The sequence below is a fragment of the Paenibacillus sp. LT-B23 genome, from assembly GCF_059417685.1.
This window is the reverse complement of record NZ_JBSQBM010000023.1, coordinates 43,541-57,772: the sequence shown is the minus strand read 5'-3', so window position 1 is coordinate 57,772 and position 14,232 is coordinate 43,541. Positions and strand designations below refer to the sequence as shown.

General features: G+C 44.9%; 15 protein-coding genes, 2 tRNA genes and 1 pseudogene. 12 read left to right on the top strand and 6 right to left on the bottom strand.

Going from position 1 to position 14,232, the window contains the following annotated elements; genetic code table 11:
* Window positions 1-39: 39 nt before the first annotated feature.
* The 3 genes from ytaF to ACWXW9_RS23715 are packed head-to-tail and all read left to right on the top strand — an operon-like array spanning window position 40 to window position 1,900.
* The gene (gene ytaF, locus ACWXW9_RS23725; protein ID WP_494931453.1) at window positions 40-732 is read left to right on the top strand and encodes a sporulation membrane protein YtaF; all 693 of its coding nucleotides are present in this window, start codon (window positions 40-42) and stop codon (window positions 730-732) included.
* 11 nt (window positions 733-743) lie between these two features.
* On the top strand, window positions 744-1,340 hold the full coding sequence (gene coaE / locus ACWXW9_RS23720; protein ID WP_494931452.1) for a dephospho-CoA kinase: 597 nt from the start codon (window positions 744-746) through the stop codon (window positions 1,338-1,340).
* Window positions 1,337-1,900 carry a lytic transglycosylase domain-containing protein gene (locus tag ACWXW9_RS23715; RefSeq protein WP_134910409.1) on the top strand — a complete coding sequence of 188 codons (564 nt, stop codon included), beginning with the start codon at window positions 1,337-1,339 and terminating at the stop codon, window positions 1,898-1,900. Before coaE ends, ACWXW9_RS23715 begins: the two co-directional genes overlap by 4 nt.
* A 134-nt stretch (window positions 1,901-2,034) precedes the next feature.
* On the opposite strand, the gene ACWXW9_RS23710 is transcribed toward ACWXW9_RS23715, so the two are convergent.
* Entirely contained in the window at window positions 2,035-2,259 is a 225-nt protein-coding gene (locus ACWXW9_RS23710; protein ID WP_494931451.1) for an alpha/beta-type small acid-soluble spore protein, read from the bottom strand.
* A gap of 105 nt (window positions 2,260-2,364) precedes the next feature.
* On the opposite strand from ACWXW9_RS23710, the gene nrdR reads away from it, so the two are divergent.
* The 3 genes from nrdR (at window position 2,365) to ACWXW9_RS23695 (ending at window position 3,116) form a co-directional block, all read left to right on the top strand.
* A complete protein-coding gene (gene nrdR, locus ACWXW9_RS23705; protein WP_013309614.1) occupies window positions 2,365-2,832 on the top strand; it encodes a transcriptional regulator NrdR in 468 nt (155 codons plus the stop codon).
* A gap of 124 nt (window positions 2,833-2,956) precedes the next feature.
* Window positions 2,957-3,032: transfer RNA gene (locus ACWXW9_RS23700), tRNA-Ala, on the top strand.
* Between the two features lie 11 nt (window positions 3,033-3,043).
* Window positions 3,044-3,116: transfer RNA gene (locus tag ACWXW9_RS23695), tRNA-Lys, on the top strand.
* 226 nt (window positions 3,117-3,342) lie between these two features.
* Here the strand turns inward: ACWXW9_RS23695 and ACWXW9_RS23690 are convergent.
* A pseudogene (locus ACWXW9_RS23690) lies at window positions 3,343-3,489 on the bottom strand (Rpn family recombination-promoting nuclease/putative transposase); the annotation flags it as partial.
* 68 nt (window positions 3,490-3,557) lie between these two features.
* Window positions 3,558-4,019 (bottom strand): MarR family winged helix-turn-helix transcriptional regulator, encoded by a 462-nt coding sequence (locus ACWXW9_RS23685; RefSeq protein ID WP_494931450.1) that lies wholly within the window; start codon window positions 4,017-4,019, stop codon window positions 3,558-3,560.
* Between the two features lie 200 nt (window positions 4,020-4,219).
* Here ACWXW9_RS23685 and ACWXW9_RS23680 point away from each other — a divergent pair, with 200 nt between their 5' ends.
* From ACWXW9_RS23680 to ACWXW9_RS23660, 5 genes are all read left to right on the top strand, one after another.
* Window positions 4,220-5,104, top strand: coding sequence for an SDR family NAD(P)-dependent oxidoreductase (locus ACWXW9_RS23680; RefSeq protein ID WP_494931449.1), 885 nt, complete (start codon window positions 4,220-4,222; stop codon window positions 5,102-5,104).
* A 270-nt stretch (window positions 5,105-5,374) separates the two neighbouring features.
* Complete coding sequence (locus tag ACWXW9_RS23675) at window positions 5,375-7,030, top strand: helix-turn-helix domain-containing protein (protein ID WP_494931448.1); 1,656 nt, start codon at window positions 5,375-5,377, stop codon at window positions 7,028-7,030.
* 181 nt (window positions 7,031-7,211) lie between these two features.
* Window positions 7,212-8,162 (top strand): iron-hydroxamate ABC transporter substrate-binding protein, encoded by a 951-nt coding sequence (locus ACWXW9_RS23670; RefSeq protein ID WP_494931447.1) that lies wholly within the window; start codon window positions 7,212-7,214, stop codon window positions 8,160-8,162.
* A gap of 160 nt (window positions 8,163-8,322) precedes the next feature.
* Window positions 8,323-9,330 carry a FecCD family ABC transporter permease gene (locus ACWXW9_RS23665; RefSeq protein WP_494931446.1) on the top strand — a complete coding sequence of 336 codons (1,008 nt, stop codon included), beginning with the start codon at window positions 8,323-8,325 and terminating at the stop codon, window positions 9,328-9,330.
* Entirely contained in the window at window positions 9,327-10,334 is a 1,008-nt protein-coding gene (locus tag ACWXW9_RS23660) for a FecCD family ABC transporter permease (RefSeq protein ID WP_494931445.1), read from the top strand. The genes ACWXW9_RS23665 and ACWXW9_RS23660 overlap by 4 nt, the downstream gene beginning before the upstream one ends.
* A 257-nt stretch (window positions 10,335-10,591) precedes the next feature.
* Here the strand turns inward: ACWXW9_RS23660 and ACWXW9_RS23655 are convergent, their stop codons facing one another.
* From ACWXW9_RS23655 to ACWXW9_RS23645, 3 genes are read right to left on the bottom strand one after another with little or no spacing between them, the layout of a single operon-like run.
* Window positions 10,592-11,596 (bottom strand): alpha/beta hydrolase family protein, encoded by a 1,005-nt coding sequence (locus ACWXW9_RS23655; protein ID WP_494931444.1) that lies wholly within the window; start codon window positions 11,594-11,596, stop codon window positions 10,592-10,594.
* Window positions 11,593-12,246, bottom strand: coding sequence for a GNAT family N-acetyltransferase (locus ACWXW9_RS23650; RefSeq protein WP_494931443.1), 654 nt, complete (start codon window positions 12,244-12,246; stop codon window positions 11,593-11,595). The genes ACWXW9_RS23655 and ACWXW9_RS23650 overlap by 4 nt, the downstream gene beginning before the upstream one ends.
* A gap of 27 nt (window positions 12,247-12,273) precedes the next feature.
* The gene (locus ACWXW9_RS23645) at window positions 12,274-13,038 is read right to left on the bottom strand and encodes a helix-turn-helix domain-containing protein (RefSeq protein ID WP_494931442.1); all 765 of its coding nucleotides are present in this window, start codon (window positions 13,036-13,038) and stop codon (window positions 12,274-12,276) included.
* 201 nt (window positions 13,039-13,239) lie between these two features.
* On the opposite strand from ACWXW9_RS23645, the gene ACWXW9_RS23640 reads away from it, so the two are divergent.
* Window positions 13,240-14,118 (top strand): radical SAM/SPASM domain-containing protein, encoded by an 879-nt coding sequence (locus ACWXW9_RS23640; RefSeq protein WP_494931441.1) that lies wholly within the window; start codon window positions 13,240-13,242, stop codon window positions 14,116-14,118.
* Window positions 14,119-14,232: the final 114 nt, after the last annotated feature.

Here is a 14,232-nt window from a genome sequence, read left to right as displayed (position 1 = left end):
TGCTTTAAGGCCCTGCCTTCGCAATGGGAGGGAATTGGAGTGGCTAATCATTGGGGAGCCCTGCTGCTGTTGGCATTTGCACTAAGTCTGGACAGTTTTGGAGTCGGTGTTACGTATGGGCTGCGCAAAATGAAAATTCCACTGCTATCCATTGTCATCATTTCAGTATGTTCAGGTTTGGTCATCGGCATATCCATGCAGCTAGGCGCATTGTTGTCCCAGGTTCTGTCTCCTGTATATACGACCGTTTTTGGCGCTGTTATCCTGATTGGAATTGGCTGCTACTCTTTGTATCAATCTTTGCATCGCAAGGAGGATCTGATTGATGAACCCGATCCTGAGAACAGTAATGTTCTGGCAGGGGAGAAATCTGAAGAAGTACAAGAGGAACGGACCGTATTTTCGTTGGAATTCCGCAAATGGGGTCTTGTTATTCGGATTCTCCGAAGTCCATCTGCTGCGGATATGGACCGTTCGGGCAGTATCTCCGCTATGGAGGCGGTTTGGTTAGGTATCGCTTTATCGGTTGATGCGTTCGGTGCAGGATTGGGAGCAGCTATGCTAGGCTTCCAGCCCCTCGCTACCTCGCTGGCTATTGCGTTATTCAGCGGAACATTTTTGATTGCGGGTATGAAAGCAGGTTTCTGTCTGTCGGCATTTCGATTTATGAAGGCGCTGGGTGTGTTACCGGCATTATTACTGATTATGATGGGCATATTGAAGCTGTTATGAGGTGAAAGAGCATGAATATCGGATTAACCGGAGGTATTGCTACCGGTAAAAGCACCGTGTCGGCTCTACTGGTCGCCAAGGGTGCGCTGCTGATCGACGCAGATGCCATTGCCCGGGAAGTGATGCTTCCGGGGCATCCGGTGCTGGCGGCGGTCATACAGCATTTTGGACAAGCTGTAATGAACAGTGACGGAACTCTGCACCGCAAAAAGCTGGGCGAGATTGTATTTGGGGACCCTGTCCAGCGGCAGGCGCTTAATGATATTACACATCCCGCGATTCGTGAGGAAATGCGCACGCGTATGGAATCTTATGAGCGAGAATATCCGGACAAGCTCGTTCTGGCAGATATCCCGCTACTGTATGAGTCCAGATTAGAGAGCTTGTACGATGAAATTATGGTGGTATACGTACCACGGGATGTGCAGCTCCAGCGTCTGATGCTCAGAGACGGATTGACCGAGGAACAAGCAGGACTTCGGTTGTCTTCGCAAATGGATATTGAACACAAAAGAAGCCTGGCTGATATCGTCATCGACAATAGCGGAACACAGGCCGAAACAAAACAGCAAATTGATCAATTCTGGCAGCGAAAGGGACTTGCATGAATATTTTGCGCAAAAAAAGAGTCCTGCTGACTTTGTTTGTCGGGTTTGTCTTGATTCTGTTTTTTAATTCAAACTGGATGTCGTGGTTCTATCCGATTCAATATAAGGATGAGATTCGGCAATATTCGCAGACGTATGAAGTGGACCCGTTTTTGGTGGCGTCCATTATCCGTGTTGAGACGAACTTTAAGACCAGCAAGCAGTCGCACAAGGGTGCACTGGGACTCATGCAAATCATGCCCGATACTGCGAATTGGATTATGGATAGCGCTCAAATCCAAAAGGTTCCGCTGGATAGCGTCAAGCACGAGCCGGGCACCAACATTGAACTTGGAACCTGGTATGTGCATAACCTGTCGGTGAAATTTAAGGATAATCCGGTAGCTACTGTTGCGGCTTACAACGCAGGCCCCGGTAAAGTGCAGGAGTGGCTCGACAAGGGCGTATGGGATGGGAAAGAAGAATCCATCAAGCAAATCCCTTTTGGCGAGACGCGACATTATGTACAACGGGTTATTTACTACTACAGACAATACACGAAAATTTATAATCAGTTTTAACGGATGGCGAGGTTGCGTGTAAATATGTACATGACACAATGAGCCTGATGGCATTAAAATGAAAAAAGCGCAGGACAGGCTGTTTTTAGCAGCCCATCCGTACACTTTTTCTTGTTGCTTCTGCGTTACTGCGATTATTGGTATTGACCTGCCAATTGTTGTTCGGCGATCGTTACGAGGCGTTTTGTGATATAGCCCCCGATCGAACCGTTCTCATAGGAAGTCATGTTACCTTGGTATCCATCTTGAGGAATGCTGATACCCAGCTCTTGAGCGATTTCATATTTCAGTTGCTCCAGAGCGCCGGAGGATCTGTTGACTACCAGGTTGTTGGAGTTGCCATTGTTTCCTTGTGCCATTGTTGTTCACCTCCTCGTGACTTGGTAAACATATTATGAACCGTTTTGACAAAATTATTACGAAAAAGTATAGGGAATTTATTGGAAAAAGGAAGTGATGAATTTATGAAATGCCCGTACTGTGCCTACAATGGAACAAAAGTACTGGACTCGCGGCCTGCGAATGACAACAAGTCCATCCGTCGCCGCCGCGAATGCGAGCAATGTGCTAGGCGTTTTACCACCTTTGAAATGGTGGAGGAGACTCCGCTCATGGTCATTAAAAAGGATGGCAGCCGTGAAGAGTTCAGCCGTGATAAAATGCTGCGTGGCCTCATTCGGGCTTGCGAGAAGCGTCCTGTATCTGTCGAGCAACTGGATATGATCGTATCTCAGGTGGAAAACGCCATTCGCAACACAGCCGCTACAGAGGTGGACAGCCAGCAGATCGGCGAGCTGGTCATGGAACAGCTCTATCCTGTTGATGAAGTGGCCTACGTGCGCTTTGCATCCGTCTATCGGCAGTTTAAAGACATCAACATGTTTATGAAAGAACTGAAAACACTGTTATCCAAAGATACAGCCAGCGACTGATCGCTGACTGTATCTTGGTTTATGGTGGAAAGATTATATTTTTTTATAAAAGTATTGACACATGGGTGAAAATTTTATATGATATAGAAGTCGCTTCAAACAGATGATTGAAAATATATAAAACGGGGCCTTAGCTCAGCTGGGAGAGCGCATCGCTGGCAGCGATGAGGTCAGGGGTTCGATCCCCCTAGGCTCCACCAAATTTTAATATGGACTCTTAGCTCAGTTGGTAGAGCAGTTGACTCTTAATCAATTGGTCCAGGGTTCGAGTCCCTGAGAGTCCATCCTTTAGAAAAACGGCAGAAATGCCGTTTTTTTGTTTTGAATTCAGCTCTGCTTTCCCTTGTGGTCACATGTTTGGTCGCAGTAGTATTTTTGATAAAAACAAACGCCATGTTCTCTTGAATGAGGGCACGGCGTTTGTTGTAGTTTACCCCATGCTTTTTAGAAAGGCGGTCAATTAACCTTTACAGTACATTTGAATTGACTTGAGGGATTTTTCGTAGCCTATTCAAGAGCAGAAGCCTCGTCATGCAGAAATTTTTGCCGTTCCTCGTACAGACGCCGCGCATCCCCATCTTGGCTTAGAAAATCCAGTGTATCCATCGTCTTCTTCAATGTGGGTTCACTCATCTTAAGCACCTTCCAATTTGCCTTATAAGAAGATAGGCTTCCTTCTTGAAGTTAAACCTCACATTCCTTTACATTCATGTTCAATGGACCTGTTACTTGTGATCAAATCCGTTAAAGTCCTTGAGCATTCCAATAAAATTTTCAAGTTGTTCATCGTCCCATCTTGAAATGTGTTCGTAAAATACAAATTCTTTCTCTTTTAGAGCATCAATCGTCTTTTGTTGTCCAAGCTCAGTAAGGGATAGAAGTATTCCTCGACGATCATCAGGGGAGGTTTCCCTTTTCACATAACCCAAAAGCTCAAGTTGTTTGACGAGACGGCTAACCGAACTGCGATCCATAGCTGTTGATTCCGCCAGCATAGTGGCGCTTGTTGGGCCATAAGAGTACAGCCGACGGATAATATGGAAACCCGCAGGTTGTATTGAAGGATCGAAACATGCTGCAGTTTTGACATTTAGCGCATGTGAGGCGCTTATGAGGGCATTGATTTGCTCGCCGAGCTCCAGTTCCAGTTGTCCTCTTGGCGTATTTTTGTGTCGATCATCATTCATCCTATTTCACCTAACCTTAATTGATAAAGTAAATAATTCAAGTCAATTAATTGACATATATCAATCAAAATAATATAGTTGATTGATATCAAGTATATGGCTGCATTAGCTGTATGTCAAAACTTGAGACGGGTCTAACGGAGTAAAGCAATGAACGGCCAATTACATTGACAATGACTTCAGCACAAAGGAGAATCACGATGACGGCTAATCCGATTGTTGTAATAACTGGCGCAACAAGTGGTCTGGGGCAAATCGTTGCGATTGAATTGGCTAAACGTGGTGCTCATCTTGTCATGACAGCCAGGAGTAGGAATCGCGCTGAAGCTACTAAAAAAATGATAAAAGATATGATGCCCTCAACAAAGGTAGACTTTTTTTTCGGGGACCTATCCTTAATGAAAGATGTCAGACGTATGGGAAACGAGATTTCAACTGCATACCCCAAAATAGATGTGCTTTTGAATAATGCAGGACTGCATGCATTCGAACAACGGGTAACCTCCGAGGGAATTGCAGAAATGATAGCTGTGAACTATTTAGCACCGTGGTTATTGACGCACACCTTACAGCATTCCTTGAAAAATGCAGGAAGCGCCAGAATTGTAAATGTTGCCTCTGAGGCTTCACGCAATCATGGCGAGCTTAAGCTCCCTGAGGATTTGACCAATATATCTCCTTTTACTTCTAGAGGCTCGGCTGCAATATATGGGAAAACCAAGCTGTATAACATTATGTTTACGGGTGAACTGGCACGCCAATGGACTGGAACGGGGATCAGTGTTAACGCTCTGAATCCAGGGTTTAATGTTACAGGTCTCGGACGTGAGCTCTGGTTTGCATCATTACTTGAGCGTTTTTTGAATTTTTTTCATATTGGTGATCCACGCAGAGGAGCTGATATTATGACTCGTTTAATTGTGGATCCGCAGTATCAGGCGGTTACAGGAGGGTATTTTAATGTCGGAACCGGACATTCGATTGTACCTGTACATCCCGGTGGAGACATCGCTATGCAAAATAAACTGTGGAATTATACGAAAGAATTACTACAACAAAGAGGTCTTCTTAATCATATGACCTGATTTTATGGATAACAGCGGCTAAACTGAGGACTGTTTTGTAAAAATCCAAGGTGGGGTAGCATGAGCATAGCTTACTCTTGCGGAATGCAAGATTCATAGTACATGATCTGCATCAAGATGTGGAATTTGGAGAATAGCCGTAGCATGAAAAAGGTTTGATCATTTATAGTATAGATATCGTTTTTATGCTATATAATTGGACTTTTTTGCTTAATACAAGGCAGAGGACTGAAAGACGTTCCTCAATATTTTATAATGGAGGCTTTGCTTGTGGATAACGTTTTCTCGGAGTGGGCAGAGTCCCATTTTCCTTTATATACTGCTGACAGCATCCATTCGCTGTACAGCACCTCGAATTTTCCGATGTATAAGATTCATGAGAGTGTAACCGTGCTGATTGCGATTGCCAGCGGCAAAGGTATTCTCAGGATTAATGATCAAATGTACGAGCTTATGGAAGGGAGCGTCATACTTCTCCCGGCGCATAGCCATGCGGCTTTAATTACGAATCTCCAGCAACCACTTCATGCGTATAAACTTTTAATCCGTACGCGAGAGCAGGTGAGTCCTCTGCCCGCAGGTGTCATGATGCGGAAAAGCGAGGTGGCCTCCAATGCCAATATTCAGTTTTTCTCTTATGAACCTGCGATTGTAGCCCATGTGGAGGAATTGTATATCCATCGTTTACCAGCTAGTGAGGCCCGTCATGTGGAGAATCAAATTATATTTCACCAAATCATTCTCCAACTGTTAAAAAAGCAGGAATCCCAGTATGCTGCCAGTGAGCAGCCGTCCATAGAACACAGTATTACTTATTTGGAAAACCACTATAGCGAAAAAATAACACGTGAGCAGTTGGCCGCAATTGCAGGCGTAAGCCGATCTCACTATTCTATTCAGTTTAAGCAGCTTACCGGTTTTTCTCCGAACGAATACTTGTCGCGGCTGCGCGTTCACCGAGCCAAAGAGCTATTAATTAGCGGATCAGGCACGCTTCGGGAAATTGCGTTGAAAGTAGGTTACAAGGATGAATTTTATTTGAGTCGTCGTTTCAAGCAGTATACAGGAGCGTCACCTTCAAGCTACAATCGCGGATCATTCCAGCGTGTGGCTGTATTGCTTATACCTTACGCCAGCCATCTGTTGCTGCTTGGATTGGAACCTGCGGTCACCATTTCGGAAAGCAGCGAATATGTGAAGATGAATGGTCTGGAGCCTCCGCAAACGATGAAGTTTATAAGTACGAATTGCTCTGCTGAACAGGTAAACTCGGTATTGCTTGATACCAACATCGAGTTGATCATTGCGGCCAAACAGCATTTGCACCAATATGGGCTGAATCCTGACCATTTGAGAGTTGTAGCGCCTATCGTAGAAATTTCATGGATGGAAATGGGTTGGAAAGAGCATCTGCGTCGTATCGCACATGCTATTCAGAGGAGCGATCGGGCAGAGCAGTGGTTAACTGCTTTTGAAAAGGAGGAGCAGACCGCCCGTTCACTGGTGCAGCAATGCGCAGTCGCTAATGAAATCATAACGATTTTGGTGATTAAGCCGGATGAGCTACTCGTTTACGGAGCGAGAAATGTCGGATATATTGTCTATCAATCGCTTGGACTACGGCCTCCTGAATTGATCGGGCAGGAGATGAAGAAGCTAGGGGATCAATTTCACTCCATTCCCATTGAGCTATCCGAACTCGCAGATTATGCAGGGTCGCAATTATTGGTTGCTGTGTTTCCGGATGAAAAGGGTTCTACTGCACATAGTGAAATGGTATTTAATTCGTCTTATTGGAACAGCCTTCCCGCTGTACAGCGGAATAATGTACATCTGCTTGACCTTGATGAATGGTTGCCTTACAATCCGGTTTCTATTCGTTTACAGCTTCAACGAGCGGTAGCTTTATTTACAAGTAACCAATAGTCCAAGTCATTTTCCAAACAAAAAGGCATGGTTCGGCGCATAGTCGTTCCATATAATTAGTTCATACAAATGAGAATGAATTTCATAATCAATGAAAAGGGTACTAAGTTCAAGATTAGTATCTTATCTACGATATGATGATTCATTGAACATAGCGTTTTGAAAGGGAGAGAGTTATTTTATGAGAAAGCTTTTTATTCCGCTGGTACTTTTACTTGTGGTTGTATTGAGTGCTTGTGGCGGAAATCAGGCGAACCATGCCGAGAATGGTAAAAGTTCGTCCTCTGAGGCTACTTCGGACTCGAAATCGAAATCTACCACATTTGTCTATCAATCCGAGAATGGCCCCGTGGAGGTTCCGACCCATCCGCAGCGCGTCGTTGTGCTTACCAGATTCTTAACGGGTAACGTTATGGCGCTCGGTGTGCCTCTGGTCGGCGTGGACGAAATGTCCAAAACCAACCCGAATTTTGAAGAGAAGCTGAAAGGCGCCGAGGCGGTGACAGACGAAAGTCTGGAGAAGATCATCGAGTTGAATCCGGATCTTATCATCGGGCTTTCAGATATTAAAAACGTCGATAAATTAAAGCAAATCGCTCCTACTGTCACTTATACATATGGCAAGGTGGATTTCTTAACCCAACAACGTGAAATCGGCAAATTGTTGAATAAAGAAAAAGAAGCACAAGCCTGGATCGATGATTTTACAGCCCGTGCCCAAAAAGCCGGAAAAGAAATCAAGGCGAAGATCGGTGCCAACGCGACGGTTTCGGTCATCGAGACATTCAATAAGCAGCTCTATGTCTATGGCGATAACTTTGGCCGTGGAACCGAAATTCTCTATCAGGAGTTCGGACTCGCCATGCCGAAGAAAGTCAAGGAGGCGACCCAGAAAGAAGGTTATTTTGCCTTATCGTCTGAGGTTATGAAAGATTACTTGGGTGACTATGTCATTTTTAGTAAAAACGCGGATGAGGACAATTCGTTCCAGAATACTGAAACGTACAAGAATATTCCCGCGGTCAAGAATCAACATGTCTTCGAGGCTAACGCGAAGGCGTTCTACTTTAACGATCCACTGAGCATGGAATACCAATTGAAATTTTTCATTCAACACTTTCTTGGTCAGTAAGGGTTGATCCCTATTTTGGGACCGCAACACTTAGGGTCGTCTACGATTGAAATCATGGCAACGATTCGTCTTTCGTTGTGAATCATTTTTATTCGATGCGAAGGAACTGGTTATTTAACAGTTTCTTCGCATATTTCATTAAAGAAGAGATGAGAGTCCGATGAAGATTAAACAACATGCTTTTCCCTTTGCATATAAGCTTCTTGGCAGCGTGCTGGCGCTCATTTTGTGTTTCATTATTTCAATGGTATTTGGTGCAGCGGAAACAACGCTCCACGATCTATGGCTTGCTCTCACCTCGGGTACCAAGGATGACAAAATTCTCATCCTGCGCGAGATTCGGCTGCCCCGCGAGCTGGCTGCGATGCTGGTCGGCGCCGCTTTTGCCGTATCCGGCGCGATTATGCAGGGAGTTACCCGCAATCCATTGGCCGATCCGGGCTTGCTGGGCCTGACTTCCGGCGCTAATATGGCGCTCGCGTTGGCTTTCGTATTCTTCCCGGGAATCAACTACTTTGGCATTATGGTGGCCTGCTTTCTCGGTGCTGCTCTGGGCGCAGTTTTGGTCATCGTCCTTGGCTCAATGCGCCGAGGCAACCTGTCCCCGATCCGAGTCGTGCTGGCGGGAGCGGCTGTATCCGCGTTTCTGTATGCCATCTCTGATGGCGTCAGCATTGCATTTAAGATTTCAAAGGATGTATCCATGTGGACCACCGGGGGTCTGATCGGAACAACGTGGGGACAAATACAGGCCATTGCGCCAGTCATCCTTCTCGGCATTATGGTAGCTTTGATGCTTTCCAACCAACTGAGTATTCTCAGCCTGAGTGACGAAGTGGCGGCAGGATTGGGGCAAAATCTGGTATGGATCAAATCCATCCTGTTTGTCCTTGTCATTGTGATTACGGGCGTATCGGTTGCGCTTGTCGGAAACATGGCATTCGTGGGTCTAATGATTCCTCATATCGTCCGCAAGATGGTTGGCACCGATTATCGGTATATCCTGCCTTTTTCGACTTTTGCGGGAGCTACGTTCATGCTGCTCGCAGATACGCTTGGCCGCACGATTAATGCACCTTACGAGACGCCAGTGGCAGCCATCGTGGCGATGCTAGGCTTGCCCTTCTTTCTGCTCGTCGTGCGTAGAGGAGGTAAAGCTTTCTTATGATCCTATCCGCTCTTGTTCGAAAACAACGCCTGATCCTGCTCGTCAGTTTAGGGCTAATCGTTCTAACCGCTATAGCTGGCATGGCTTGGGGGTATTCTTCCTTATCGTTTGACAGGCTGATCCCTGTTTTGTTTGGTCAAGGCACCTTCAAAGAAGAATTTGTTCTGTTCTCCGTCCGGCTGCCAAGGATTTTTATTACGTTGCTATCGGGTATGGCGCTTGCGTTATCCGGCTCTATACTGCAAAGTATCACCCGTAACGACTTGGCCGACCCGGGCATCATCGGCATTAATTCTGGGGCAGGCGTAGCGATTGCGTGCTTCTTTCTGTACTTCCCGATCGATGTCGGATCGTTCATCTATGTTCTGCCGCTTGTCGCTTTTATTGGCGCATTGGTAACAGCAGCTTTGATCTATGTTTTCTCGTATAGCCGAACGAGCGGACTTGATCCCATCCGGCTTGTACTGGTGGGGGTTGGTTTCTCCCTTGCGCTGTCGGGGATTATGATTGTAATCATCTCCTCGGCTGAACGCTCAAAGGTCGATTTTATCGCGAAATGGATTGCGGGCAATATATGGGGCACGGACTGGCCGTTCATTTGGGCACTGCTTCCCTGGCTGATCCTGCTTATACCTTTTACCTTGTACAAGTCGCAACGTCTCAATCTTCTTGCTTTGAGCGAGCCGTCGGCGATTGGCGTCGGACTGAAGCTTGAACGGGAACGCCTCGTCCTCATTCTGACCGCGGTCGCAGCGGCTGCATCTGCGGTATCCGTCACGGGCGGTATCGCGTTTATCGGGTTGATGGCCCCGCACATGGCCAAGGCACTGGTCGGGCCGCGTAATCAGTTGTTCATTCCCGTCGCTGTTCTGCTCGGCGGATGGTTGCTGTTAATCGCGGACACAGTCGGTCGCAATCTCACAGATCCCGACGGTATTCCCGCAGGCATCATGGTGTCGTTAATCGGTGTGCCTTATTTTGCTTATTTACTGCTTAGGAAGTAGCTCCGACGCGAAGTCGGGTAGGTTAGTTCAGGTAGCCAGAGCTAGAGAGCTAGAGTCCCGCAATATCAATCCTTAAAAAACGGCAGAGATGTCGTTTTTTATTAGTTTATAAGTTTTGATTTCGAAGTACTACCATGACTGCGATTTCCAAGATAGGATACGTTGTATCTATGAGGAGATTGCAGTATTTTGTATTCAGTAAATTAAATAGCCCGAATTGGTTACTGCCAGCATTACAGCGAGGTACTAAAATACTTTTAACGCTGGCTGACATAATCGGCGAGGATTTTCAAGTACTCATCATTTACCAATTTTCTGGGGGAAAATACGGCTATTAAAAAAGTTAGAGATTTTGAATGTGCGACTTTTTCATTCATCATGGAATGGTCGGCTTCAGGTAAATGGATGACGGACAGCAGCTCTGAAGGCACCTTCTGTCGATATACTCGTTCAGTATCTTTTACATCAACGTTAATATCTTTTCCAGCCAGAACCAAGAGTACAGGAGAATTAAAGTAGCCTAATTCTTCGGTGGAATCAGACCTGAAATTTTTTCCTATAAAGCTCCATCTTTCTTTGGAAATCAAATTGTCTGGGTTGGCTATTTTCAGGTATTCTTCATAAGAAGCTTGTTTTTGTAGTAATTGCAAAATCTGTTGATTGTAGTCCAATCTCTTTGTAATTTTTTGCGGAGTAGCCCCTTCCTGTTCCATCTCTTTTCTGGTGTTAAATTGCCCTTGTGTAATCCAGTTCACGGCGGGCGATACAAGGATGCTGAAAGCAATATTGTGCTCCTTTTTAACGATCTTCGGAATGACCCATCCTGCTTGACTGGCTCCCCATAGGCCGATTTTTTGCTTATCAATCATCGGTAAGGTTCTCGCCCAGTCTATTGCATATCGGATCTCCTGTGCCCGGTTCTCCATGCTTTGATCCTGCCAATTTCCAGGAGCGCCATTAATACCGGGCTTATTTAGGGATAAGGAGGCGTAACCCTTGGAAGCGAACCTTTCCCACAGTGGTTTGTATCCATCATCATATGTGTCATTGATAGGACCATCCCCATGGACAAAAACAACCAGTCCAATCTTTCCCGAGTAGTCCTTAGGCAAAGCTAATGTACCCGTTAATACCCCTTTAGGAGTCGTAATTTGTATTTTTTCTTCCGTCATCTTGTAGGAATTTTGATATAGAATAATCAATATTAAGGCAACAGCTAGACCTGACGCAATACCAAGGGTAAGCTTGGATGTTTTTTTCAACGGTGTTCTCTCCTCGAATGCAGTTTAGTTTCTTTCCAAGTCATCAGATGCCATACAGGCTCCTTGAACAAAAAATGCCGCAACCCATTGCATTTGGATTGTTCTACTTCAAACGCTAGTTTCTGATACAAACGGATGGCCCCTTGGTTCTTATGCGCTACATGAAGCGTCAACACATGAAAACCGGATTCAACCGTAAATTGCTGTGCGAAAGCTAGAAAACGTCGTCCTATTCCCTGATTACGATGACTTGAGTGAATCGCCAAATGATCAATATAGCACTCATCTGCGGCAGGCTTATATTCCAGCACATGCATACCTGTCAAAAATTTAAACACATTGAAGCAGCCAAACTGTTTTATGAGCGGAGCCCAAGAAATGGGTTTTGTTTTAGGGAGCGAAGAGGAAGGTGCGTTCCATTTGAGGGAGAGAACACCGACAACTTCTTGGTTCTTTTTAACTACAAATTGCTTCATAGTTGAAGGATTAGGGTCTTGAACCAAGACCTTCATGAGTAGCTGCTGTATATCCTGATCCTCCAGTGTAACAAGAGCTTGAAATTTAGTTTTAAATGATTCCACTAAGAGCTTACATACAGCTTCATAATCTTGCTTTTGATAAGCAACAATGTCAATTGATTCTGGACTCATGTAACGGCCTCCCGGACTCTAAGAAGTTTATTTTACTTTTACTTGAATCTCATATTGCAGCTTGTTGTTGTCGAACATGGATAGGTAGGATTTTTCTACTAGAATAATCTTGCTTTGGCACTTATATTGGTGCTGAGTGACATAGCGCTCTAATTGTTGGATTTCATACTCAATCTCGTCGTCTTCAGTGACGGAAAAATGCTTATAAAGATAGCTGCCTTCTTCCAGAATATAGTCAGCTGTATCTGTCATATCTGTCGTTTCATAACATAGCTTCACTTGTCCAGAGTCAGATAGATAATGCAGATCATTTTCAAATAACTGAGGTGGAGCGGGTCGTTGTTCGAATAAATCCCTGGCAGTGAGTTCTTGATCTCTTTCAAATGCAAACCACAGCTTTAAATGTCGGGGACCTAGCAGCCTAATCTGATACTTATTGTCCTGATGAGTGAGGTTATGATGTTCTTTTAGCACTTTGTGAATAAACTGTTCGAGCAACTTCAAATTAGTTATTTCATCCTGTACCCTCTGCAGCGAATCCTCTAAAAGCTGGTTGTAATCATCGGCAGCGTAGGAAGTCATGCATTCTTCAATCTGACCCACAGAGACATTTAATTTACGTAGCAATAAAATATGGGAAAGCTGATAAATTTCATGAAGCCCGTACATTCGATATTGATTTTTTTCTGTGTATGACGGATACAGGATCCCCTTTTCTTCAAAATATCGCAGTTGATGTACGGATACATTCATAAGCTGTGAAAGCTGGCTGATCGTAATGTGTTCTTTCAATGACAAGACTCCTTATGGTGTAGTTGAATAACTTCACTATAAACCTTAGGTCAGACCTAAGGTCAATAGCAAATTGAGGACAGCAAAGGATGAGCAAATGAACGAACATAAATGATTTACCTGTCAGTGATAACCCGTTATAATCATAAGATTAGTGAGCATAAACAAGATGCTCAGGATAGTAGCTGGAATGGGGAAATCATGTTGAAGACTTTTAAAAAGGTATATATTGAAATTACAAGTATCTGTAATCTCGCTTGCAGCTTTTGCCCTCAGACGCAGCGTGTTAAAAAATTTATTGATCCGGAAATTTTTCGCGACGTTCTTGACCAGGTCAAGCCGCATACGGATTTCATTTATTTGCATGTAAAAGGAGAGCCGCTGCTTCATCCGAAAATTGATCTTTTGCTGGAAAGCGCTCATGAAAAAGGTTTGAAGGTGAATATTACCACCAACGGCACTCTGCTACCCAAAACCGGACATAAGCTGTTGGGTCAACCCGCGCTACGGCAGATGAATTTTTCGCTTCACAGCTTTGATGGGCATGAAGGCTCGGTAGACCGTGAAGGGTATTTGGGCAATATTTTTACGTTTGTAAGGGAAGCTGTGAAGCATAATGTAATTATTTCGTTCCGTCTCTGGAACCTGACTCAAGATAATTTGACTAATGTGCAGCGTCAGCGCAACCGGGAGACACTTGAGCAACTGGAGCAAGAGTTTGGACTGGACTACCGGATTGAGGAAAAAGTGATACCGGGCAGTGGGGTCAAAATCGCACCAAACGTTTATTTGAATCAGGATCATGAATTTGAATGGCCGAGTCTGAGTGCCCCGGAAGATGACGGAAAAGGCTTTTGTCATGCACTTCGCAGCCAGGCGGCGGTATTGGTGGATGGAACGGTTGTCCCTTGCTGTCTTGATGGTGAAGGCGTTATTAATTTAGGTAACGTGCATGAGCAATCTTTTTCCGACATTGTTGAAGGGGAACGTGCGAATCGCTTGTACTTCGGGTTCTCCAAGAGAGAAGCGGTGGAAGAGCTGTGCCGCAAATGCGGTTACCGTAAACGATTTGGAACATAACTGAGATTTGGCAGGTGTAGACTTCGAATCTCTGACAGATCGCTACCCCCGTTTTTGGAGTTTAGACCCATAGGAAAAAGCCGCTAAACAACAAGGATTTCTTGGTGTTTAGCG

Coding starts and splice junctions, on each gene's coding strand:
- ACWXW9_RS23680 (WP_494931449.1), top strand. CDS start 4,220: ATGACGGCTAATCCGATTGTTGTAATAACTGGCGCAACAAGTGGTCTG.
- ACWXW9_RS23715 (WP_134910409.1), top strand. CDS start 1,337: ATGAATATTTTGCGCAAAAAAAGAGTCCTGCTGACTTTGTTTGTCGGG.
- ACWXW9_RS23650 (WP_494931443.1), bottom strand. CDS start 12,246: ATGAGTCCAGAATCAATTGACATTGTTGCTTATCAAAAGCAAGATTAT.
- ACWXW9_RS23670 (WP_494931447.1), top strand. CDS start 7,212: ATGAGAAAGCTTTTTATTCCGCTGGTACTTTTACTTGTGGTTGTATTG.
- ACWXW9_RS23640 (WP_494931441.1), top strand. CDS start 13,240: ATGTTGAAGACTTTTAAAAAGGTATATATTGAAATTACAAGTATCTGT.
- ACWXW9_RS23685 (WP_494931450.1), bottom strand. CDS start 4,019: ATGAATGATGATCGACACAAAAATACGCCAAGAGGACAACTGGAACTG.
- ACWXW9_RS23660 (WP_494931445.1), top strand. CDS start 9,327: ATGATCCTATCCGCTCTTGTTCGAAAACAACGCCTGATCCTGCTCGTC.
- coaE (WP_494931452.1), top strand. CDS start 744: ATGAATATCGGATTAACCGGAGGTATTGCTACCGGTAAAAGCACCGTG.
- ACWXW9_RS23710 (WP_494931451.1), bottom strand. CDS start 2,259: ATGGCACAAGGAAACAATGGCAACTCCAACAACCTGGTAGTCAACAGA.
- ACWXW9_RS23665 (WP_494931446.1), top strand. CDS start 8,323: ATGAAGATTAAACAACATGCTTTTCCCTTTGCATATAAGCTTCTTGGC.
- nrdR (WP_013309614.1), top strand. CDS start 2,365: ATGAAATGCCCGTACTGTGCCTACAATGGAACAAAAGTACTGGACTCG.